This window comes from Pantoea eucrina (genome assembly GCF_002095385.1).
Taxonomy (GTDB): domain Bacteria; phylum Pseudomonadota; class Gammaproteobacteria; order Enterobacterales; family Enterobacteriaceae; genus Pantoea; species Pantoea eucrina.
The window spans coordinates 94,925-115,599 of record NZ_MIPP01000005.1; the positions used below are offsets into that span (position 1 = coordinate 94,925).

The following is a 20,675-nucleotide window of genomic DNA, read 5'->3' on the forward strand; positions in this document are numbered from 1 at the left end:
CCGGTTGTTTAGCGCGGAGCAGGGATAGCGGTACCCCAGTCACGCCACGCTTTCGGCGCTTCATCCTGCAGCAGGAAGTGTTTGTTGGCGCCTGCCTGCGGTGCCATCGGCACGGTTGGCGGCGTAGCGAACTGAATGCCGCCGCGAATAAACTGCTGGAAGGTGCCGGTTTTCACCACGCCGCCAATCAGGCCAAAATCGAGGTTATAGCCGGATGCCAGCCAGAATACTGAGTTATTCCGCACCAGATGCTGATACTTTTTACTGATGCGCAGCGCAATCTGCACCCGATCGGCCATATTACCCAGCGAGGTGCCGGTGACCGTACCGACCTCAACGCCGCGGAACAGAACCGGCGTACCCAGGGAGAGCGATCCCGCCTCGGCGGCATCGACATAAATGTTCAGGCCGTTCAGGTAACGCGAGTCGGTGATTGTGCTTTCCTGCAGCTCAAAGCTGCGCGCCATCGCACCTTTGCCGGGATCGACGTTGACATAGGGCTGCAGAATCGTCTCCAGATGGTTGACGCCTGCCGCAGAAATTTCCGGCGATACCACTGAGAAACGGCTGCCCGTGCGGGCAAAGTCCTGCACATACTCCGGATAGAGCACGGCTTTAGCGACCACCTGATTGTTATCCTGACTCAGCGCCAGCGACTCCACCTGACCGACATTAATACCGAGATAGCGCACCGGCATGCCTGCCGCCAGCTTGCTGCCGTCGTAGGTGTGCAGGGTGATCTGGCTGCCGACGGCGCGGGCTGCGGTTTCTGACGCATAGAGCACGCGCTTAACGCCTTTTTTCGCCTGTGCACCGGTCAGATTGTCAAAGCTGATGGCGCCTTTCAGCGCCCGGTTAATCGGCGACGCCTGCACGGTCAGACCGCTGCCGTTGAGCTGCACTTTTGCGCCACCTTCGGCCCAGAATACGCTTTCGCTGGTCAGCAGCTTGCGATACTGCGGCTGAATATGCACTGAGATATCAAACGCATCCGCACGCGGCACCACGTCGACCACTTCACCGACTTCAAACTTACGGTAGAGCACTACGGAACCTGCCTGTACGTCCGGCAGGCTGGTTGCCGTCAGCGTCAGCGTGGCAGGCGGCTGATCGCCGGTGATCCCTTCAGCAGCACGCTCGGCGTCTGCATAGAGCGGGTAGCGGCTGGAGGCTTTCCCTTTTGCGCCGGGATCGAGACGAATACCGCCATCCACCCATTCACGTGCGCTGGCACCCAGCACCTGCATACCATCAAGGCCAAATTTTACGTTCAGGCGACTGTTGACGATAAACTTGCTGTCAGCGTGCACCAGCTGACGATATTCAGGATTAATCGCGACCACGAAATTGATGCCGTTCTCATCCAGTTTGCGCGAGATCACCTGACCAATCTTCATGCCATAGATCACCAGGGGCTGGCCGGCATCGATACCGTAGGTTTCCGGCGCGCTAAGCTGTACCGTCAGGACATCCGGTTTCTGCAGCAGCGTTTCGCTGGCGGGCAGCACGCTGAAATGGTCCTGCGGTTCGCCCTTACCGGGCACCAGCTCCAGCGTGTTACCGGTGAGCAGGCTGCTCAGGCTGGTGTCAGTGAGGCTGAGTTTCGGTGCGCGCATCTCAATACGTGTTCCGCTGCGCATCAGGCCGGTCACTGAGGGATCAATCGTCAGTTCGCCAGAGACTTTGCCGTCAGGCAGCAGCGTAAGTTTTGTCAGGGTGCCTACTTCCAGCCCCTGATACATCAGAGGCGTACTGTTGGCTTTGAGGTTGTTACCATCAGGCAGATCGAGGTTAATCAGCACGCCGCGTTGGCTGTGTGCCAGATCCGGATAGAGCTGATAGTTCTGCTCGCTCTCAGCCGGTTCGCCTTTATCGGGTGAATCAAACGCGATAGCGCCGTTTACCAGCGCGGCCAGACTCTCCAGCTTCACTTTCGCGCCGCTCAGGCTGACATCTGCATCAATACCGGAAACATTCCAGAAGCGGCTCTGCTTTTTGATGAGATTGATAAAGCGCCGCTCGATCAGCACATCAATGGTGACGCCATCAGTATTGCTATTAAGGCTGTAGTCATAGACGTGACCCACCGGAATTTTCCGGTAGTAGACCAGCGAGCCGGTATTAAGCGAACCGAGATCGGGCGCATGCAGATGGATGAGCAGCTCGCCGGTATTGACCCGGTATTTAGGCTGCGTATCAAGCGCGGTGAAATGGTCGCGCTCTTTACCATCGCCAGGCATCATACCGATGTAGTTACCGCCCACGAGCGCATCAAGCCCGGAGACGCCGGCCAGGGAGGCTTTTGGCGTCACCAGCCAGAATTGCGTATTCTCGCGCAGGGCGTCGCGCATATCGCTTTTGATGCTCGCTTTGATACGAATGCTGCGATAATCATCACTCAGCTCAATACCCTGCACAGTACCGACCTCCACGCCCTGATAGCGAATCGGCGTGCGGCCCGGCACTATGCCGTCCGCCGTCTGGAAGTTGATGGTAATGGTGGTACCGCGCTCCTGATAATTGGTCCATAAAAGCCAGCCGGCAATCAGCAGGGCGATAATGGGCAAAAGCCAGAATGGCGACAACTTGCGTTTGTTACGCACGGTTGCGCTAGTCGGTGTAGTCGGCGTTTCCTGTTGCATGTGCATCCCAGATCAGGCGGCTATCCAGCCACTCAACAGCCATAATAGTCAGGATTACCGCTGCGCCGAAGTAAAGCGCGGCAGGTCCCATGGTAAAAGCCAGCAGCTGATCGCGATTGACCAGCGACATGGTTAAAGCAATAACAAACAGATCCAGCATCGACCAGCGTCCCACCCAGGTCACCACGCGCAGCAGCCGGATGCGGGTTTTCAGCCCCTGTTCACATTTGAAGTGAATACTGAGCAGCAGCGTCAGCATCACCAGCACTTTAGTGAAAGGCACCAGGATACTGGCGATAAACACCACCGCAGCAATGGGAATATTGCCTGAGCCCAGCCCGAGGATACCGGAAAAGATAGTGTCTTCACGCCGCGAACCGTTTACAAACACCACGGAAATCGGCAGCAGGTTGGCGGGTATCAGCATCACGATCGACGCAATTAACGCCGCCCAGGATTTTTGCAGGCTGTGGCGACGGCGAAAATCAAGCGGCGTGTGGCAGCGGGTACAGCGACCACGCTCATCGGGCATGCCGGTGTGATGACAGTTGAGGCACACCTGCCAGCGCTCTGGCGGCGCGGTTGGGATGGACTGGGGATAGTAATGCTCCCAGAGCTCTTCCACATTAAGATGAATAATAGTGAGCAGGCTTAACAGGGTCAGAGCTACGTAAGCGACCAGACCATAACCCAACGCCAGCGAGGCGTAATCCTGAACTTTGATAGAGGCGACGCCAATACCTACCAGGTAGATATCCAGCATCACCCACTCTTTCAGCCGCTCAAGCATTAGCAGCACCGGTCGCAGATTCATGCCCAGCCGGTTGCCAATCCACAGATAGCTGATGCCGGCAACCAGCGTCACCGGAGCCCCGATTGTACAAAACGCGACCATGGCGGCCGTCAGCACGTTGCCCTGCTGCGCCATCTGCAATACGCCTTCCAGCAGACTGGCGTTTATGCGCATGCCAAGTAAGCGAATTTCAACCAGTGGCAGGCTGAAAGCAAAGGGCATCAGCACCAGCATTGTCACTGCCATCGCGGTCAGACGACGCATTGACCAGTCACGGCCATTCTGGATTTTGGCATGACAGCGCGGGCAATAAGCCGTTTGATGCGATTTCACATCCGGTAAGGAAAAAAGGGTATCGCATTGGGGGCAACGCTGATAACGTGCGTGGGGCAAGCTCTGGCTGATAGCGTGAATTTTCATAAGTGACGCGAGTGGCCCATCATTCGTTACGGTTGCCGGCAGTCTGAACAGAACGTGCAGCCTGCACTATCTTGTGGTACGAGATCAGTCTCAATCATAGCGTGCTAAGGGTATAGCAACTTATTCAATGATTCACCTTGTTGGGCTGGATTATTAGTGCTTATTTTAACAACTGAGGGAAAACTGATACCTCTCAGTGATGAATTATGGTTGATCAATGAACAAAAAAGCCTTTTACGAGGAATTAAATCGTGATGCCCGGGCGCTGCTGGCGGGCGAAACCTCTTTTCTTGCCGCGCTGGCTAACTGCAGTGCGCTGCTGTTTGAGCGTCTGGAGGGGGTTAACTGGGCAGGCTTCTATCTGCTGACTGAAGAGAATACGCTGGTCCTGGGTCCGTTCCAGGGCAAGATTGCCTGCGTGCGTATTCCGGCAGGTAAAGGCGTTTGCGGTACGGCAGTGGCTGAAGAGCGCGTGCAGCGCGTGGATGACGTTCATGCGTTTCCCGGTCATATCGCCTGCGACGCCGCCAGTAACGCAGAAATCGTGATTCCTCTGAAAGTGAACGGCCTGCTGGCAGGCGTTCTTGATATCGACAGTACGCTTTATTCCCGCTTTGACAGTGAGGATGAAGCAGGGCTGGTAGCCCTTGCCGACGGGCTTTGTGAGGTGCTGGCGAACAGCAACATCGAAAAATTTATTGCGCTGTCGCATAGCTAATCGTCTGGATTGCATGGCATTTGGCGATGTTGTCATTATAATGTCGCCTGTTCATGCCCGCTCTGGTCGGCAAATCCGTTGTAATCAGGAAATTTCATGGAAAATCAACCTAAGTTGAATAGCAGTAAAGAAGTCATCGCCTTTCTGGCGGAACGTTTTCCGCACTGCTTTAGCGCCGAAGGTGAAGCGCGTCCGCTCAAAATCGGTATCTTTCAGGATCTGGTCGAGCGCGTTCAGGGCGAAAATAGTCCGAGCAAAACGCAGCTGCGTTCAGCTCTGCGTCTTTATACCTCCAGCTGGCGTTATCTTTACGGTATCAAAGCCGGCGCAACGCGTGTCGATCTCGATGGCAACGCCTGTGGCGTACTGGATGAGCAGCACGTAGAGCATGCGCGGAAGCAGCTGGAAGAGGCAAAGGCACGCGTTCAGGCGCAGCGTGAGCAGCAGCGGGCGAAGAAGCGCGAGGCAGGAGAGGAGAGTGCAGAGCGTCGTCCGCGTAAGCCAGCACCGCGTAAAGCGGCTGAAGGTGATACGCCGCGCAAGCCGCGCCCTCAGACGCCACGCACCGGTGCTGCAGAACGCAACGCCGCACCACGTCCGCCGCGGGCAAAACCCGTTACCGACACCTCAGCTTTGCAGCCAGGCCAGAATATTAAAGTCAAAGCAGGCAAAAGTGCTATGGACGCCACCATTCTTGAAATCACTAAAGATGGCGTTCGGGTACAGCTTGCTTCAGGTCTGGCAATGATTGTGCGCGCAGAACACTTGCAGTTCTGAAACGGAGGCCCGACCCTGGCATGAACAGCTTTTTTAAGATCGGTATGATCGCGGGCCTGCTGCTGGCAGGCCCCTCCGTTGCCGCAGACAATATCACGCGTGCAGACCAGATCCCGCAGTTACATGAAGAAGCGCAGCATCCCACGGTCAGTGAGCGGGTTACATCGCGCTTTACCCGCTCTCACTACCGTCAGTTCGATCTGAATCAGGATTTCTCAGCAAAGATTTTTGATCGCTATCTGAACCTGCTGGATTACAGCCATAACGTGCTGCTGGCATCAGACGTTGCGCAATATGCGGACAAAAAACCACGCTCGGCGACGAGCTGCGCAGCGGCAAGCTGGATCTGTTTTACGCGCTCTATAACCTGGCACAAAAACGCCGTTTTGAGCGCTATCAATATGCGCTGACGGTGCTGGATCGTCCGATGGATTTCAGTGGCAATGACACCATCGATATCGACCGGGCGAAAGCACCGTGGCCAAAGAGCACCGCAGAGCTTAACGCGCTCTGGGACGCCAAAGTTAAATATGATGAGCTCAGCCTGAAGCTGGCGGGCAAAGATGACAAAGAGATCCGTGAAACGCTGACCAAGCGCTACAACTTTGCCATCCGTCGCCTGGCTCAGAGCAACAGTGAAGATGTCTTCCAGCTGGCAATGACCGCCTTCGCTCATGAGATCGATCCCCACACCAACTACCTTTCCCCGCGCAATACTGAGCAGTTCAACACCGAGATGAGCCTGTCGCTTGAAGGGATCGGTGCCGTGCTGCAGATGGATGATGACTACACGGTCATCAACTCTATGGTCGCAGGCGGTCCGGCAGCAAAAAGCAAATCGATTACCGTTGGCGATCGCATTGTCGGCGTCGGTCAGCCAGGCAAGCCTGTTGAGGATGTTATCGGCTGGAGGCTGGATGATGTGGTATCGAAAATCAAAGGACCTAAAGGCAGCAAAGTGCGTCTTGAGATCCTGCCTGCCGGTAAAGGCACCAAAACCCGGACCGTAACGCTCACGCGTGAAAAGATCCGTCTGGAAGATCGGGCAGTTAAAGGCACGGTGCATAACGTCGGCAAAGAAAAAGTGGGCGTGCTGGATATTCCGGGCTTCTATGTCGGTCTGACTGACGATGTCAAAGTGCAGCTGCAGAAACTGCAAAAGCAAAATGTGGACAGCGTCGTTATCGACCTTCGAACCAACGGCGGCGGTGCACTGACTGAAGCGGTCTCTCTCTCCGGACTCTTTATTCCGGGTGGCCCGGTGGTTCAGGTCAGGGATAACAATGGACGGGTGCGTGAAGACAGCGATACCGACGGCATTGTTTACTACAAAGGTCCGCTGGTAGTGCTGGTCGACCGGTTCAGCGCGTCAGCTTCGGAAATCTTTGCCGCGGCGATGCAGGACTATGGCCGGGCTCTGATTGTTGGCGAACCGACCTTCGGCAAGGGAACCGTACAGCAGTATCGTTCTCTGAACCGCATTTACGATCAGATGCTGCGTCCGGAGTGGCCTGCGCTGGGTTCCGTACAATATACCATTCAGAAATTTTATCGTATCAACGGCGGCAGCACGCAGCGTAAAGGGGTAACCCCCGATCTGCTGATGCCAACCGGCGTTGAAGCGGCAGAGACCGGCGAAAAATTTGAAGATAACGCGCTGCCGTGGGACAGCATTAATGCGGCAACCTATACCAAAACCGGTGATATCACCGCGCTGGTGCCGAAGCTGACGCAGTCCCATGCCGATCGCATTGCGCAGGATCGTGAGTTCCAGTACATCATGAAAGATATTGCGCGTTTCAATGCGATGAAAGATAAACGCAATATTGTGTCGCTCAATCTTGCCCAGCGTGAGAAAGAGAGTCACGAAGAGGACGCGCTGCGTCTGGAGCGTATTAACGCGCGTTATCAGATGGAAGGGAAAAAGCCGCTTAAGAATCTCGAGGCATTGCCAAAAGATTATAAAGAGCCCGATCCCTATCTGGATGAGACGGTGAAGATCGCTAACGATCTGGCGCAGCTGGCCTCTTCTCAGCCCGCTGCTACTCCGGCGAAGTAATCCTGAAGCCGGTCACAAAACACCGCTACGGCGGTGTTTTTTTTTGCACTATACTCGCTAAATAAGTGGTCTGAGCAGTTTGCAATCGATCGCCTGAGTAGAATGTAAAGTTTTGTTTTTTTAGACACTTAAAGATTAAGGTCGCTTGAAAAGCCGCGCAATGAACATAGGATATATATCCGCGTACAAGCGCGTGAACAACTGAGGAAGATTAACATTTATGATGCGTATTGCTCTTTTCCTGATCACCAACCTGGCGGTGATGTTGGTATTCGGACTCATTCTGAGTCTGACAGGAATCCAGTCAAGCAGTGTTCAGGGTCTGATGATTATGGCGGGTCTGTTTGGCTTTGGCGGTGCGTTCGTTTCACTGCTGATGTCCAAATGGATGGCGCTACGCTCCGTTGGCGGGGAGGTGATTGCACAGCCCCGTAATGAGACCGAGCGCTGGCTGATGGAGACCGTGGGTCGCCAGGCGCAGCAGGCTGGCATTGCGATGCCGCAGGTCGCGATTTATCATGCGCCCGATATCAATGCCTTTGCGACCGGTGCACGCCGTGATGCGTCCCTTGTCGCTGTCTCAACCGGTCTGCTGCAGAACATGAGCCGCGATGAGGCTGAAGCCGTGCTGGCGCATGAGATCGCGCATATCGCCAACGGAGATATGGTCACCATGACCCTGATTCAGGGCATTGTGAACACCTTTGTTATCTTTATCTCGCGCATTATTGCGCAGGTTGCGTCGGGCTTTCTGTCCGGCAACCGCGATGGTGAAGAGAGCAGCAACGGTAATCCGCTGGTCTATTTTGCGGTTGCAACGGTGCTGGAACTGCTTTTTGGTATCCTCGCCAGCATCATTACCATGTGGTTCTCACGCCACCGTGAGTTTCACGCTGATGCAGGATCGGCAAAACTGGTTGGCCGTGAAAAAATGATCGCCGCGCTGCAACGTCTGAAAACCAGCTACGAGCCGCAGGAGCCAGGCAGCATGATGGCGTTCTGCATCAACGGTAAAAACAAGTCGTTCAGCGAGCTGTTTATGTCTCACCCGCCGCTTGATAAGCGCATCGAAGCGCTGCGCAGCGGGCAGTATCTGAAATAATCCGCTCAGGCGACGAAAAAAAAGGCATCACCCTGGTGATGCCTTTTTTATTTGCGTGCGGATAGCGTCAGGCCGGCGCGCGTGACTGGGTCAGCCGCACCAGACTTATCGCAGCAGCAGCGGAAGCAAAGCCACCGGCAAGGATCAAAGAAGCGTGCGTGCCGCTGTCGCTGAACAGGTTAAACATCAGAGCCACCAGCGCGGCACCGGCACTCTGTCCTGTCAGCCGGGCGGTGCCCAGCATGCCGCTGGCTCCGCCGCTGCGGTTGCGCGGGGCAGCAGAGATAATGGTGTGATTATTGGGTGACTGAAACAGGCCAAAACCGGCACCGCACAGCATCATACGCCAGATGATATCTGCATCAGCAGGCTGCGCCGGGAGCATGGCCAGCAGAAACAGCCCGGCGGCAAACAGCGCCAGCCCCAGTCCACCCAGCAGGCCGGCGTGATACTTCTCAATCAGACGTCCGGCAATCGGCGCCATCACCATTGTTGCCAGCGGCCACGGCGTCAGCAGCAGGCCGGTTGCCACTTCATCCCGGCCAAGCACGTTCTGCAGGTAAAACGGCAGCGATACCATCGCCAGCATCTGCGCGCAGAAAGAGCAGACGGAGGTGCCGATGGAGAGCGAGAACAGCGGCAGACGCAGCAGATCAACCGGTAACAACGGCACCGGCAAGGTTAACTGACGCCGCACAAAGATAATACCGGTAACGAGCAGCGCCGCCAGCTCGGCCACGATCAGGCTGGCTGGCTGCCCCTGCGAAAAGCCGCTCAGCGCAGTGATAAGTAACCCAAAAAAGAGCGCGTTCATCACCGCACTTGGAATATCAAACTTCTGCTGGCGCGCTTTTTGCGGATTGTCAGGCAGGAAGCGCAGCGCCAGCCAGAGTGCGGCAAGGCCGAACGGGATATTGATTAAAAAGAGCCACTGCCAGCTCGCCACGGCCAGAATAGCCGCGGCTATAGTGGGGCCGGCGGCGCTGGAGACCGCCACAATAAGTGAGTTGATCGCCATGCCGCGTCCGAGAAAGCGCTGCGGATAAATAATCCGGATGAGTGCGGTGTTAACGCTCATCAGCGCGGCGCCGCCAAATCCCTGCAGCACGCGCGCCACGGTTAGCGTCGTCAGCGTGGAGGAGAGGGCGCAGAACAGCGATGTCGCGATAAACAGCACCAGGCCGGCCTGATAGATACGGCGGTATCCCAGCATATCTCCCAGAAAGGAGAGCGACAGCAGCGAGATCACGATTGCGATCTGATATGCGTTAACTATCCAGATTGATTCAGCCGGGCTGGCGCTGAGATCGCGGGCTATCGTCGGCAGCGCTACGTTAGCGATAGCGCCATCGAGTACCGCCATCATAATACCCAGCGCAATCGTGATGATTGCGCCATAGCGCTGCGGTAGCGGAAGTCCATCCTGAGGGGCAATTGAAGGCATAATAGTGGTAAGTAAAGGGAGTAAATATCATCATGCTAATCAATTTAGCGCCGGAAAGCATCGCCGCAGGCGTGAAAAACCTCTATTTCGCTGATGCCGGCATAGCGAAAATCAAAATGGGCTCACGCTGAGCCCGGAAGGGTTACTGGTTATCAATGACATCGCCGCTTTTTTTCAGCAGCGGACAGGCCGTTACACCGACAATTCCGCTGTCGCTATGCAGATAACGGGCGGTCATCATGCCGCGTGCGGTCAGGTAGTTACACTCCAGGCCAAGACCGGCTGCTTTCTCAGCGCTGCCGGTCAGAACACCATAGCCGGTGAAGAGCAGCGCCAGCCACAGCAGGGCGAACAGCATCACCAGACGAATAAAATATTTCATTATTATCTCCCGAAATTGAAAACGCGCCGCATCCGTTTGGCAATAAGCGCGACAGGCGTACCATGCCGTGCTTTACACGTTAATACGATCGGAGATAGCTGAAAGCGCTGCGGCAGGCAACTGCTTTGGTTGCAGAAGATATCTTTTCCTGGCGCAACAGGTAGAATTAGCGCCGTTAAATCCTTACTGATAGTTACCCGAGGCAGTTATGAACGAATTAGCCGCAAACTCCAGCCCGCTGCTGCACTATGGTATCGTGGCGCTCATTATTCTTGTGGCCTTTATCGTCTGGTTTTTTGTTAATCGCGCCAGCGTGCGTGCCAGCGAGCATCTGCAGCTGCTGGAAATGCTGGTGGAAGAGCAGAAAAAACAGACCGCGCTGCTGCGCCGTATTGCGGAGGCGCAGGGGGAAACGTCGTCCGCTGTGCAGGATGACGAAGGCACGGCTTCACGCGATTTTATCCGGCTGATCCCGGAGCGCTGAGAGTAAAAATGGAGAGGGCATGAGCCGCAGAAATCCCTGGTACGACGCTTCAAAAGCACACCATACCCCTGACGGGTTTTGCAATCCTGAAGGGGAACAGCGCAAGCCGGGTGATTTACAGCGCTGGCGTCGTGAACGTAAAGCGCAGCATCTCCCGCTGCCGCCTGCCAGCGGCTATGCTGATTTCAGCGCTCGCTGGTATCAGCCCGCCGACCTGAGCGGCAGTGACGATCGCATCTGGTGGCTGGGTCACGCCGCGCTGCTGCTGCGCCTTAAGCAGCGCTATATCCTGATTGACCCGGCTTTGTCACCGCGCGCTTCGCCGCTGCCCTTTGCCGGTCCTGAACGCCGGGTACCCTCACCGCTTGATGTGACCCGGCTGCCGCAGCTCGACTATGTACTGATTTCACATAACCACTACGATCATCTTGACCGGGGCACGATAAAGCGCCTGCTGCGCTGTTTTCCGGAGGTAAAGATGATAGTACCGCTTGGGCTGGGCGCATGGTGCCGGAAGCGGGGGGCCCGCAACGTCACCGAGATGGACTGGTGGGAGTCAGCGGATAGTCAGGATTTGAGCATTACCGCTGTGCCGGCGCGCCACTGGAGTATGCGCACGCTGTGGGATCGCAATCGCTCGCTATGGTGTGGCTGGGTAGTGCGCTGCGGCACGCTCAACTTCTGGTTTTCCGGCGACAGCGGTTACAGCGATAACCTGCTGCAGATTGTGCAACAGCTGGGGCCGTTTAATCTGGCCGCCCTGCCGGTTGGCGCGTATGCACCAGAATGGTTCATGGGCAGCCAGCACATGAACCCGCAGCACGCCGCAGACTTATGGCAGTATGCCGGGCATCCATTAACAATACCTATACACTGGGGTGTTTATGAACTGGCTGATGAGTCGCTGGATGCGCCTCCTGCTGAACTGCAGCGTGTGCTGGACGCAGCCGGGACGCCTCTGGCCGGACGGTTCAGACCGTGGCGGATAGGGGAGAGCCGGACGCTGGCGGATATTGAATGAGATTTTTCTCACCGGTAATGAATAAGGTGTACAGTTTTCTTAACCTGTCCGGATTAGCGTGCTTATAAAAATAACAGATAAGTTCAGCAGGTTAATGATTATATCCGGAGCAGCCGGATAATAATTTTCCCGGTTTTGGTGCAAAAGCGTTTTATAACCTGTACTCCGCGGGTTTAATTGTACACCTTGTGCATTAAGAGAAGCAGGCGCTGTTATTTTACACTGCAGAGAGAAATAATCTTTGTCTGCCATAATAGTGCAACACGTTTAACGTAGCGTCTGGCACTTAACGCAAATTCATGTCCTGCCGCTGCGCTTGACGTTGCTGCAGAAAAACGCTGGTCATCAAGGATTTTGTGCGCCATCAGGTGTTTGCGGTTCCTGTTTCACCACGAAGGAGCAGGGGTCCCGGATAATAATGTGCGACAAGTCGACCACTGTTTAAAAATGGCTTGCCATTATTTAGCGGATATGTGATAACCATCAGCGGGTCAAACGAGGTACAGTTCTGTTTATGCATGGCATCTTCAGTAAAGAAGTTTTGAGTAAAGACGTTGACGTTGAATACCGCTTCCTTGCCGAACCTTAAATTAGTGCCTCATTCAGTAACGTCTCTGTTTCTCTGCAATACTGCCTTCGGGCAAAATAAACATTTAAAGGAATTTGCAAAATGGCAAAGATTAAAGGTCAGGTTAAGTGGTTCAACGAGTCTAAAGGTTTTGGTTTCATTACTCCTGCTGACGGCAGCAAAGATGTGTTCGTACACTTCTCTGCTATCCAGGGTAACGGCTTCAAAACTCTGGCTGAAGGCCAGCAGGTTGAGTTTGAAATTCAGGATGGCCAGAAAGGTCCTGCAGCGGTTAACGTTACCGCTATCTGATTTTCCGCTCAGCCCGGGTCACTGTACCTGCTGAAACGAATCGTAAGCCCTGCTCTCTGAGCGGGGCTTTTCTTTATGCTTTTTGTTACTCCTGCTTCAGGGTAAACTGCGCCGCTTATCGTTGAACCGGAGTCCGCTATGTCCCTGATCTGTCCCCTGTGCCGCCAGCCATTAACCCAGCAGCCGGGCGTGTTTCGCTGTGACGCTGGTCATCAGTTTGATCGGGCCAGAGAAGGGTATGTCAATCTTCTGCCGGTGCAGCACAAGGGGTCGCGAGAGCCGGGTGACAGCCTGGAGATGCTGCAGGCGCGCCGTGCTTTCCTGGATGCCGGGCACTATCAGCCGCTGCGCGATCGCGTGGCGGCGATACTGGCGCAACGCCTGACGCAGCCTGCGGCTCAGGTTCTGGATATCGGCTGCGGTGAGGGGTATTACACCAGCGCCCTGACCAGCGCGCTGCCTGACGCCGAAATCTATGGGCTTGATGTTGCCAAACCGGCTATCCGGATGGCGGCAAAACGCTATACGCAGGTACGCTTTTGCGTTGCCTCCAGCCAGCGGCTGCCGTTTGCCAGCGCGGTGCTGGATGCGGTGGTACGCATCTATGCGCCCTGTAATGAAGAGGAGCTTAGCCGGGTGGTAAAGTCAGGCGGTTATCTGCTGACCGTTACGCCGGGTCCGCACCATCTGCAGCAGTTCAAGGCGCTAATCTATTCGCAGGTGCAGCTGCATGCTGCAGAAGAGAAAACCTATACCGGCTTTACGCTCTGCGAGTCGCAGTCTCTCAGCTATGACCTGACGCTAAGCGGCGCTGAAGCGGTAAGCCTGCTGCAGATGACACCCTTTGCCTGGCGTGCATCGGAAGCGGTATGGCAGACGCTGGCAGCGGCAGAGCAGTTCCGCTGTGACGCGGACTTTTCCCTCTCTCTGTGGCAGCGCGATTAGCGAGCGGTGAGGAGCGTATGCCAGATACGCTCCAGGTCATCCAGCGTATGAACAGCAATAAGCAGCCGGCGCCGCTCCAGCTGCATCATTAAAACCCCCTCCGGCGAGAGGTTAATCGCGGCAATGCGCGCATAGCGGATCCAGATCCCGTTATCAAACAGGCCTTCCTGCTTCATCAGCAGCACCGGACGGCGCAGCCAGAATACCCAAAGCGTCAGGGCGCACAGCACCATGATAAGCGTTGTCGTCAGCACCGGCCCTGCATTGCTGATATTTTTCCACAGCAGAATCAGCAGCAGTCCGATAAAAATCGCGCTATCGGGCAGGTGACGTCGTCGCAGTGCGACCCGCAGCAGGGTGACGCCTTTACGGCGCGGCAACATTACATCATGGTAAATAGCAAACAGCAGCAGAGCGGCGATGCAGAACATCAGCAGCAGATCGGTCAGCGCCATTATCGCTCCTTTTTACACTCTGCCCATATTAGGCGTCCGGCCGGAAAGCGCCTTACAGTCCCAGCAGGCCAATCGAGTAACCAATAATCCCGATCGCAAAGAAACCGATGATGATCCACAGCGCGTTAACTTTACGACGCAGCAGCCACATACAGCCAAATGTCAGCAGCAGCGGGATCAGGCCGGGCATAAGCTGGTCAAGAATAGACTGAACGGTGGTTACCGTGGTTTTACCGGTCTGGTCGGTAATACTCGATACCACCAGCGGCACGTTAACGTGGGTCCATTTATTGACCAGTGCGCCCATCACAAACAGGCCGAGGATCGAGGCGCCTTCGGTGAGCTTCTGCAGAAAACCGCCGCCCATATCGCTGACGATATCAACGCCTTTGCGATAGCCGTAAGCAACGCCGTAATAGCGGGTCAGCAGGCGCACAACGTTAAACAGCACAAAAAACAGCAGCGGGCCCAGCAGGCTGCCGCTCATGGCGATCCCTGCACCAAGCGCGGCAAATACCGGCCGTACGGTGCCCCAGAAGATGGGATCGCCTACGCCTGCCAGCGGCCCCATCAGACCTACTTTAATGCCGTTAATAGCACCATCATCAATGGCGGCGCCGTTTGCCCGCTGCTCCTCCATTGCCATAGTGACGCCCAGTACCGGCGCGGCGACATAGGGCTGCGTGTTGAAAAACTCCAGATGACGCCGGATCGCCTGTTTACGTGCGTCGTCGTTTTCCGGGTAGAGGCGACGGATCACCGGCACCATGGAAAAACAGAAACCGAGCGCCTGCATACGTTCAAAGTTCCATGACCCCTGAAGCAGGTTAGATCGTATGAACACGGCGCGGACATCACCGGAGGTGAGCTTTTTAGCCATTCGCGTGCTGTCAACCATAGTGGCACCTGCTCCTAGTCAAGTTCATTATCAAGGTCGTTTTGCGAGGCACCTGCCGGCGCTGCGCCTGAGACCCGGTTATATTTCGGGGCGAGCTGGATATAGAGAATCGCCATCACGACGCCGATAACGCCCAGCGCAACCAGATTGAAGTCAGTAAACGCGGCGGTGACAAACCCGAGATAGAAGAACGGCATCAGATAACCGGCGCGCATCATATTGATGACCATTGCGTATCCCACTACCACAATCATGCCGCCGGCGATGTTAAGGCCGTTGGTGACTACCTCCGGAATGGAACTCAGTAGCGTATGCACGGCGCTGGTGCCGACAGAGATAGCGACAATCAGCGCCGGGATGGCAATGCGCATCGCCTGCAGCAGCAGGGCAGAGACATGGATCCAGGAGATAGCGGTGAGGTTACCTTTCGCGGCCGCGTTATCTGCCGCATGCTGAAACGCCACGGTCAGCGTTCGCACGATAATGGTCAGCACCTGACCCGCTGCGGCCAGCGGGATCGCCAGAGCGATACCGGCACCGACGCTCTGTCCGCCGGCAATCACCAGGATGGTGGATATAATGGAGGCGAGAGCCGCATCGGGTGCTACCGCCGCCCCGATATTCATCCAGCCCAGCGCGATCATCTCCAGCGTGCCGCCGATAATAATGCCGGTTTTCATGTCACCCAGCACGGCACCAATCAGGGTACAGGCCACCAGCGGACGGTGAAACTGAAATTCATCCAGGATAGAACCCATACCGGCAATACAGGCCACGATAAATATCAGCACAATCTGTAACGTGGTTATTTCCATTTTGCATCTCCTCAGCACGCCCGCCATTATTGCCGGGCGGCAACAAGTCAGGCGGTGGCCTTCGCAATCAGGTCCATCATATTAAGCTTTTGATCGGTGGAGACTTTGCGTACCTCAAGCTCAATCCCGTGGGCGTTGAGCTGACGAAAAGCGGCAATATCTTTTTCATCTACTGAAACCGCATTATTGACCTGCGTTTTACCCTGACGAAACGCCATGCCGCCGATATTCACAGAGGTAATATTGACGCCCTGCGCAACCACGCGCTCAACGTCGGTGGGATTAGTAAACAGCAGCATGACGCGTTCGCCCGCATATTTGGGGTTATTCCAGACGCGGATCATTTTTGCGATATCGACCACGTGTGCGGTTACGCCCGGCGGCGCCACCTGGGTCAGCAGGGTTTTACGTACGTGATCGTTTGCCACTTCATCACTGATCACAATAATGCGACTGACGCCGGTCTCTTTAGTCCAGCGGGTCGCTACCTGGCCATGGATCAGACGATCGTCTATGCGCGCCAGCCCGATTTTCATATGCTGGCCCGGCGCCAGCGGTGGCGGCGGCGCAGCAGATTTAGCCGGCGCTGCGGCAGCGGAAACCGGGTTCGCCTTTAGCGCTTTAATGCCCTCACGGCCGGCATCGGTTGCGACCTGCACCAGCGCCGCCAGTTCAGGATTGTCATCGCGGGCCATCAGCGTTTCGACCAGCATCGGAATATTCACGCCAGCAATGACCTCCTGATCCGGGCGATCCGTGACGAGACGGCTGGCGGCATTAAACGGGCTGCCTCCCCATGTATCGACCAGAAACAGGACTCCCTGAGCGGTATCAAGCTCTGCCAGCCGGGCACGATACTTATCCATCAGGGTTTCGGCGTTTTCACCGGGTGCAAAATCGATACAGGCGACATTGTGCTGTTCGCCCAGCAGCATCTCTGCTGTTTTCAGGAGCGGCTCTGCTGCCCAGCCGTGTGTACCAATGACTAATGCGATGGTCACCTGCTACCTCCGTTTATGACGAAACCCTGTCATTAAAGGACGTAGACAGGAATAAAGGATGCGGCCGCGCCCGTCAGGCAGTATAAGCCTGAGCCGCTACGATAGAGCGCCCATCGGTTTGCGTTGAGGTCGCCGTTTATTTTAGTTAGCGAAAGAAGAAAGAGTGTGACGCCTGTCGGTTATCTGGTGTAACGGCGGTTCAGCGGACTTTTTTATGCCGTTTTTATGCGCCAGCGCAGCTATGTGTAAATGTAAGAAAATTTTTTGATCTTGTTGAGGTAACTGATACATTAACTTTCTGTTTATTATTCAGGAGTACCGGGCTCAAGCTCACCTTTATGGACCGTCACCGACGTCGCTTCTTATCCTTACTGTGCCAGCCGGCGCAGATCGCCACGCCGTTCAGCGTTATTTCGCCTTCGACTCTTCAGCTGTCTCACTTACCGGTGCAGGCTGATTTTCGTGCGTCTACTTTCTTAGCAAGGAGTCACTAATGGAGTTTCTCTTGGATCCCTCGATCTGGGCGGGGCTGTTAACGCTGATCGTGCTGGAAATTGTGCTGGGTATCGATAACCTGGTCTTTATCGCCATTCTTGCTGACAAACTGCCGCCAAAGCAGCGCGATAAAGCGCGACTGATCGGTCTGTCGCTGGCGCTGGTGATGCGCCTCGGCCTGCTCTCCCTGATCTCGTGGATGGTCACGCTGACCCGTCCGCTGTTCAGCGTGATGGATTTCAGCTTTTCCGGTCGCGATCTGATCCTGCTGTTTGGTGGCCTGTTCCTGCTTTTCAAGGCCACGATGGAGCTGCATGAGCGTCTGGAAAATAAAGGCATGGAGCAGCAGGGTAATCGCAACTATGCCAGCTTCTGGGCAGTGGTCGCACAAATCGTGGTGCTGGATGCCGTCTTCTCACTGGATGCCGTGATTACCGCAGTGGGTATGGTCAACCACCTGCCGGTGATGATGACTGCGGTAGTGATCGCAATGGGCGTAATGCTGCTGGCATCAAAGCCGCTGACTAATTTTGTCAACGCTCATCCGACGGTTGTCGTGCTCTGCCTGAGCTTCCTGCTGATGATCGGTTTGTCGCTGGTAGCGGAAGGGTTCGGTTTCCATATTCCGAAAGGTTATCTCTATGCGGCGATCGGCTTCTCAATTTTGATTGAGCTGTTTAACCAGATCGCGCGCCGTAATTTTATGCGCCATCAGGCGCGCCGGCCAATGCGTGAGCGTACGGCAGAAGCTATTTTACGTCTGATGGGCGGGCGCAATCGTCAGCAGCAGCCTTCAACGGATGAGCACACGCTGAATAACGCTATGCCGCAGGAAGCGTTTAAGGATGAAGAGCGCTATATGATTAACGGCGTACTGACGCTGTCGCAGCGCTCTATTCGCAGCATCATGACGCCGCGTGGCGATATCTCATGGGTTGATGTGACGCGTCCGCTGGATGAGATCCGTATGCAGCTGCTGGATACGCCACACAGTCTGTTTCCGGTGTGCCGCGGTGAGCTGGATGAGATTATTGGCGTGGTGCGCGCAAAAGAGCTGCTGGTGGCGCTGGAGCACGGTATGGATGTGACCACGTTCGCATCAGGCTCGCCGGCGATTGTTGTCCCTGAGACGCTGGATCCTATTAATCTGCTGGGCGTGCTGCGCCGGGCGAAAGGCAGCTTTGTTATCGTAACCAACGAATTTGGTATGGTGCAGGGTCTGATTACGCCGCTGGACGTGCTGGAAGCGATTGCCGGTGAGTTCCCGGATGAAGATGAGACGCCGGATGTGATCGCCGATGGTGATGGCTGGCTGGTCAAAGGCGGCACCGACCTGCATTCGCTTCAGCAGCTGCTCGACTACCATGAGCTGGTTAAACAGGAGGACGATCACGCTTCGCTGGCGGGCCTGCTGATTGAGCAGAAAGGTCAGCTGCCGCAGCCTGGTGAGGTAATCGATCTGCCGCCGCTGCACTTTGAAATTGTTGAGGCGACAGATTATCGTATCGACCTGGTACGGGTGACCAAAGATGCGCCTCACGATGAAGATGAAGAAAACGCGTAATCGCGCGTAGCTGTTCAATCAGGGCCGTCGTGAAGACGGCCCTTTTTTTAACCCGCTGTTTCCTGATGCTGAGCCAGCCATGCCGGAAAATCTTCGATCGGCATGGGGCGCGCATAGAAGTAACCCTGCAGATGATCTACCCCGCGCTCGCGCAGATAGGAGGCCTGTTCAGCGGTCTCCACGCCTTCGGCCACCAGCGCAATCTTCAGCCGCTGCGCCAGTGAAATCACCATATCGGTTACCGTGGCGTTGATCGCGTCAGTGCCGATCGCCGCGGTAAAAATCTTGTCAATTTTCAGCACATCCGGCTGCAGATCTTTCAGGTAGGCCAGCGAACTGTGCCCGGTGCCGAAATCGTCTATCGCCAGGCGTACGCCAATGTTATGCAGCTGCGCCACGACCGACTGATCGATAACCGGCAAGGCGTCACGCTCTGTCAGCTCCACAACCAGCTGCGGATGGGGGTTAGCAGGCCACCAGATCTGCTGCAGATCTTCCACAATGGCGCGATCGTGAAAATGGCTGGCGGCGACGTTAATCGCAATATGGAATGCGCTGCTTTGCGGCAGCTGCGGCAGCGCCTCTACGGCCCGGGCAATCACGAAGCGGGTAAGGGGAGCGATCAGGTTTTGCCGTTCCGCCAGAGGGATAAAGACGTCAGGTGCAATCCATCCCTGACGCGGATTATGCCAGCGCAGCAGAAGCTCAATACCCTCACACTGTTCGCTGCGGGCATTGATTAGCGGCTGACAATAAACCATAAACTCACTGGCGGTGATGCCGTAGCTGATCTGCCAGCTGAGGCTCATGCGATTGGCCGTTGCCAGCCAGACAATATAGCCAATCAGCAGGCTCAGCATCACCGCCAGCGGCAGCTGGGAAGGCAGCGTATTTAACGCCAGGCGCGCCGGAGAAGGGCCGTAGAGCGTAATGGTGAACGGGTAGCGTAAAGATGCCTGATCGTAAGCGACCTCGTCATCCGAGGGCACCGTGTGTTCAATCATCGGATTACCATACTCAAGGCTCTGACCGCCCACGTTGAAAATAGCCCGCTCTACCCATGGCAGCTGAGGCTCAAGCAGATAATTGCTCATCAGTTCAACATTCACCACCTGCAGCAAGCCATCGCGATTATCCAGCGACTTTGGCGTCCAGAGCAGCAGCACCGGCGAGCCTTTAAGCAGATAATCATCTGTGGTCAGCAGCATGCGCTGATTATTGAGCGCCAGCTCCGGATAGGTCTGACTAAAAGAGATATCGCGGGCGCCATAGATGCTGGAGCAGTAGATAGTGTCATTTTGCACCAGCAGCACGGTGCGTACCGTCTGCAGCGCAGCGATCTTTTCAATCAGCGGATAACGCACCAGCGAACAGGGCAGGCCCACCAGGCCCAGCGTGTTATTGGCGGAGACGTCCAGCGGCGAGAACATACGGTCAAAGCGCTCAATGGCGCGGCTGGCAAAGTTAAGAGACTGCTGCTCAATACGTGACTTCTCTTCGATATAACGAAAAGTCAGGGTAAGGATCAAAACCAGCGTCGCGATCACTAACGCAATAAGCAGCCGCTTACGGCGAAATTGACCCACAAATTGCTGGGGAATGAGCATCAGTAACCACCTTGTTAAGACACAGACCAGGAGCAAATTAACGTGAAGGTTATCGGCATCGGGACGGCCAGGTTTAGCGCTGCCCGTTAAAAAAGCAGGCAATGAAAATTGCGTCCTGCCGGATCTGCGCAGGAAAATTACAATATCTGGTTTGGCAACGCCGAGGTAGGTAA

General features: G+C 55.5%; 17 protein-coding genes and 2 pseudogenes. 10 read left to right on the top strand and 9 right to left on the bottom strand.

What is annotated here, in order from left to right; all coding sequences use genetic code 11:
* Positions 1-8: 8 nt before the first annotated feature.
* A complete protein-coding gene (locus HA43_RS04455) occupies positions 9-2,642 on the bottom strand; it encodes a PqiB family protein (protein WP_094111075.1) in 2,634 nt (877 codons plus the stop codon).
* Positions 2,611-3,855: a membrane integrity lipid transport subunit YebS gene (gene yebS, locus HA43_RS04460; protein WP_071668878.1), complete on the bottom strand. Its 1,245-nt coding sequence runs from the start codon at positions 3,853-3,855 to the stop codon at positions 2,611-2,613. Before yebS ends, HA43_RS04455 begins: the two co-directional genes overlap by 32 nt.
* A 217-nt stretch (positions 3,856-4,072) precedes the next feature.
* Between yebS and HA43_RS04465 the strand changes: the two genes are divergently transcribed.
* From HA43_RS04465 to htpX, 4 genes and pseudogenes are all read left to right on the top strand, one after another.
* Positions 4,073-4,573, top strand: a complete 501-nt coding sequence (locus HA43_RS04465) for a GAF domain-containing protein (RefSeq protein WP_071668877.1) — start codon at positions 4,073-4,075, stop codon at positions 4,571-4,573.
* 96 nt (positions 4,574-4,669) lie between these two features.
* Positions 4,670-5,350, top strand: a complete 681-nt coding sequence (proQ, locus tag HA43_RS04470; RefSeq protein WP_039384840.1) for an RNA chaperone ProQ — start codon at positions 4,670-4,672, stop codon at positions 5,348-5,350.
* 20 nt (positions 5,351-5,370) lie between these two features.
* Positions 5,371-7,409: pseudogene (prc, locus tag HA43_RS04475) on the top strand (carboxy terminal-processing peptidase).
* Between the two features lie 220 nt (positions 7,410-7,629).
* Positions 7,630-8,511: a protease HtpX gene (htpX, locus tag HA43_RS04480; RefSeq protein ID WP_039384837.1), complete on the top strand. Its 882-nt coding sequence runs from the start codon at positions 7,630-7,632 to the stop codon at positions 8,509-8,511.
* A gap of 67 nt (positions 8,512-8,578) precedes the next feature.
* Here htpX and HA43_RS04485 read toward each other — a convergent pair whose 3' ends face one another.
* Both HA43_RS04485 and HA43_RS04490 read right to left on the bottom strand, forming a co-directional pair.
* Positions 8,579-9,955: an MFS transporter gene (locus HA43_RS04485; RefSeq protein WP_094111076.1), complete on the bottom strand. Its 1,377-nt coding sequence runs from the start codon at positions 9,953-9,955 to the stop codon at positions 8,579-8,581.
* Between the two features lie 142 nt (positions 9,956-10,097).
* Positions 10,098-10,337, bottom strand: a complete 240-nt coding sequence (locus HA43_RS04490) for a YobH family protein (RefSeq protein WP_039384778.1) — start codon at positions 10,335-10,337, stop codon at positions 10,098-10,100.
* Between the two features lie 208 nt (positions 10,338-10,545).
* Between HA43_RS04490 and HA43_RS04495 the strand changes: the two genes are divergently transcribed.
* The 5 genes and pseudogenes from HA43_RS04495 (at position 10,546) to rlmA (ending at position 13,667) form a co-directional block, all read left to right on the top strand.
* The gene (locus HA43_RS04495; protein ID WP_094111077.1) at positions 10,546-10,821 is read left to right on the top strand and encodes a YebO family protein; all 276 of its coding nucleotides are present in this window, start codon (positions 10,546-10,548) and stop codon (positions 10,819-10,821) included.
* Between the two features lie 19 nt (positions 10,822-10,840).
* Positions 10,841-11,842, top strand: coding sequence for an MBL fold metallo-hydrolase (locus HA43_RS04500; RefSeq protein WP_094111078.1), 1,002 nt, complete (start codon positions 10,841-10,843; stop codon positions 11,840-11,842).
* 514 nt (positions 11,843-12,356) lie between these two features.
* Positions 12,357-12,428, top strand: a pseudogene (locus HA43_RS19410) (DUF2627 domain-containing protein); the annotation flags it as partial.
* An 84-nt stretch (positions 12,429-12,512) separates the two neighbouring features.
* Positions 12,513-12,722 carry a transcription antiterminator/RNA stability regulator CspE gene (cspE, locus tag HA43_RS04505; RefSeq protein ID WP_021510024.1) on the top strand — a complete coding sequence of 70 codons (210 nt, stop codon included), beginning with the start codon at positions 12,513-12,515 and terminating at the stop codon, positions 12,720-12,722.
* Positions 12,723-12,860: 138 nt separating this feature from the next.
* The gene (gene rlmA / locus HA43_RS04510) at positions 12,861-13,667 is read left to right on the top strand and encodes a 23S rRNA (guanine(745)-N(1))-methyltransferase (protein ID WP_094111079.1); all 807 of its coding nucleotides are present in this window, start codon (positions 12,861-12,863) and stop codon (positions 13,665-13,667) included.
* Here the strand turns inward: rlmA and HA43_RS04515 are convergent.
* From HA43_RS04515 to manX, 4 genes are read right to left on the bottom strand one after another with little or no spacing between them, the layout of a single operon-like run.
* Positions 13,664-14,122: a DUF986 family protein gene (locus HA43_RS04515; protein WP_094111080.1), complete on the bottom strand. Its 459-nt coding sequence runs from the start codon at positions 14,120-14,122 to the stop codon at positions 13,664-13,666. The two genes, rlmA and HA43_RS04515, sit on opposite strands and share 4 nt — an antisense overlap.
* A gap of 52 nt (positions 14,123-14,174) precedes the next feature.
* Positions 14,175-15,020, bottom strand: a complete 846-nt coding sequence (locus tag HA43_RS04520) for a PTS mannose transporter subunit IID (protein ID WP_071668873.1) — start codon at positions 15,018-15,020, stop codon at positions 14,175-14,177.
* Positions 15,021-15,034: 14 nt separating this feature from the next.
* Positions 15,035-15,835, bottom strand: coding sequence for a PTS mannose/fructose/sorbose transporter subunit IIC (locus HA43_RS04525; protein ID WP_094111081.1), 801 nt, complete (start codon positions 15,833-15,835; stop codon positions 15,035-15,037).
* Between the two features lie 47 nt (positions 15,836-15,882).
* Complete coding sequence (gene manX, locus HA43_RS04530) at positions 15,883-16,836, bottom strand: PTS mannose transporter subunit IIAB (protein ID WP_094111082.1); 954 nt, start codon at positions 16,834-16,836, stop codon at positions 15,883-15,885.
* 493 nt (positions 16,837-17,329) lie between these two features.
* Between manX and HA43_RS04535 the strand changes: the two genes are divergently transcribed.
* A complete protein-coding gene (locus HA43_RS04535; RefSeq protein ID WP_039384757.1) occupies positions 17,330-18,895 on the top strand; it encodes a TerC family protein in 1,566 nt (521 codons plus the stop codon).
* 47 nt (positions 18,896-18,942) lie between these two features.
* On the opposite strand, the gene HA43_RS04540 is transcribed toward HA43_RS04535, so the two are convergent.
* The gene (locus tag HA43_RS04540) at positions 18,943-20,502 is read right to left on the bottom strand and encodes an EAL domain-containing protein (RefSeq protein WP_039384755.1); all 1,560 of its coding nucleotides are present in this window, start codon (positions 20,500-20,502) and stop codon (positions 18,943-18,945) included.
* Between the last annotated feature and the right edge of the window lie 173 nt (positions 20,503-20,675).

What these genes read in the sequence shown, in the direction of transcription:
- proQ (WP_039384840.1), top strand. Translation starts at nt 4,670, where the DNA reads ATGGAAAATCAACCTAAGTTGAATAGCAGTAAAGAAGTCATCGCCTTT.
- HA43_RS04495 (WP_094111077.1), top strand. Translation starts at nt 10,546, where the DNA reads ATGAACGAATTAGCCGCAAACTCCAGCCCGCTGCTGCACTATGGTATC.
- HA43_RS04490 (WP_039384778.1), bottom strand. Translation starts at nt 10,337, where the DNA reads ATGAAATATTTTATTCGTCTGGTGATGCTGTTCGCCCTGCTGTGGCTG.
- yebS (WP_071668878.1), bottom strand. Translation starts at nt 3,855, where the DNA reads ATGAAAATTCACGCTATCAGCCAGAGCTTGCCCCACGCACGTTATCAG.
- HA43_RS04525 (WP_094111081.1), bottom strand. Translation starts at nt 15,835, where the DNA reads ATGGAAATAACCACGTTACAGATTGTGCTGATATTTATCGTGGCCTGT.
- HA43_RS04455 (WP_094111075.1), bottom strand. Translation starts at nt 2,642, where the DNA reads ATGCAACAGGAAACGCCGACTACACCGACTAGCGCAACCGTGCGTAAC.
- HA43_RS04535 (WP_039384757.1), top strand. Translation starts at nt 17,330, where the DNA reads ATGGAGTTTCTCTTGGATCCCTCGATCTGGGCGGGGCTGTTAACGCTG.
- HA43_RS04485 (WP_094111076.1), bottom strand. Translation starts at nt 9,955, where the DNA reads ATGCCTTCAATTGCCCCTCAGGATGGACTTCCGCTACCGCAGCGCTAT.
- cspE (WP_021510024.1), top strand. Translation starts at nt 12,513, where the DNA reads ATGGCAAAGATTAAAGGTCAGGTTAAGTGGTTCAACGAGTCTAAAGGT.
- HA43_RS04520 (WP_071668873.1), bottom strand. Translation starts at nt 15,020, where the DNA reads ATGGTTGACAGCACGCGAATGGCTAAAAAGCTCACCTCCGGTGATGTC.
- HA43_RS04465 (WP_071668877.1), top strand. Translation starts at nt 4,073, where the DNA reads ATGAACAAAAAAGCCTTTTACGAGGAATTAAATCGTGATGCCCGGGCG.
- HA43_RS04515 (WP_094111080.1), bottom strand. Translation starts at nt 14,122, where the DNA reads ATGGCGCTGACCGATCTGCTGCTGATGTTCTGCATCGCCGCTCTGCTG.
- htpX (WP_039384837.1), top strand. Translation starts at nt 7,630, where the DNA reads ATGATGCGTATTGCTCTTTTCCTGATCACCAACCTGGCGGTGATGTTG.
- rlmA (WP_094111079.1), top strand. Translation starts at nt 12,861, where the DNA reads ATGTCCCTGATCTGTCCCCTGTGCCGCCAGCCATTAACCCAGCAGCCG.
- HA43_RS04540 (WP_039384755.1), bottom strand. Translation starts at nt 20,502, where the DNA reads ATGCTCATTCCCCAGCAATTTGTGGGTCAATTTCGCCGTAAGCGGCTG.
- HA43_RS04500 (WP_094111078.1), top strand. Translation starts at nt 10,841, where the DNA reads ATGAGCCGCAGAAATCCCTGGTACGACGCTTCAAAAGCACACCATACC.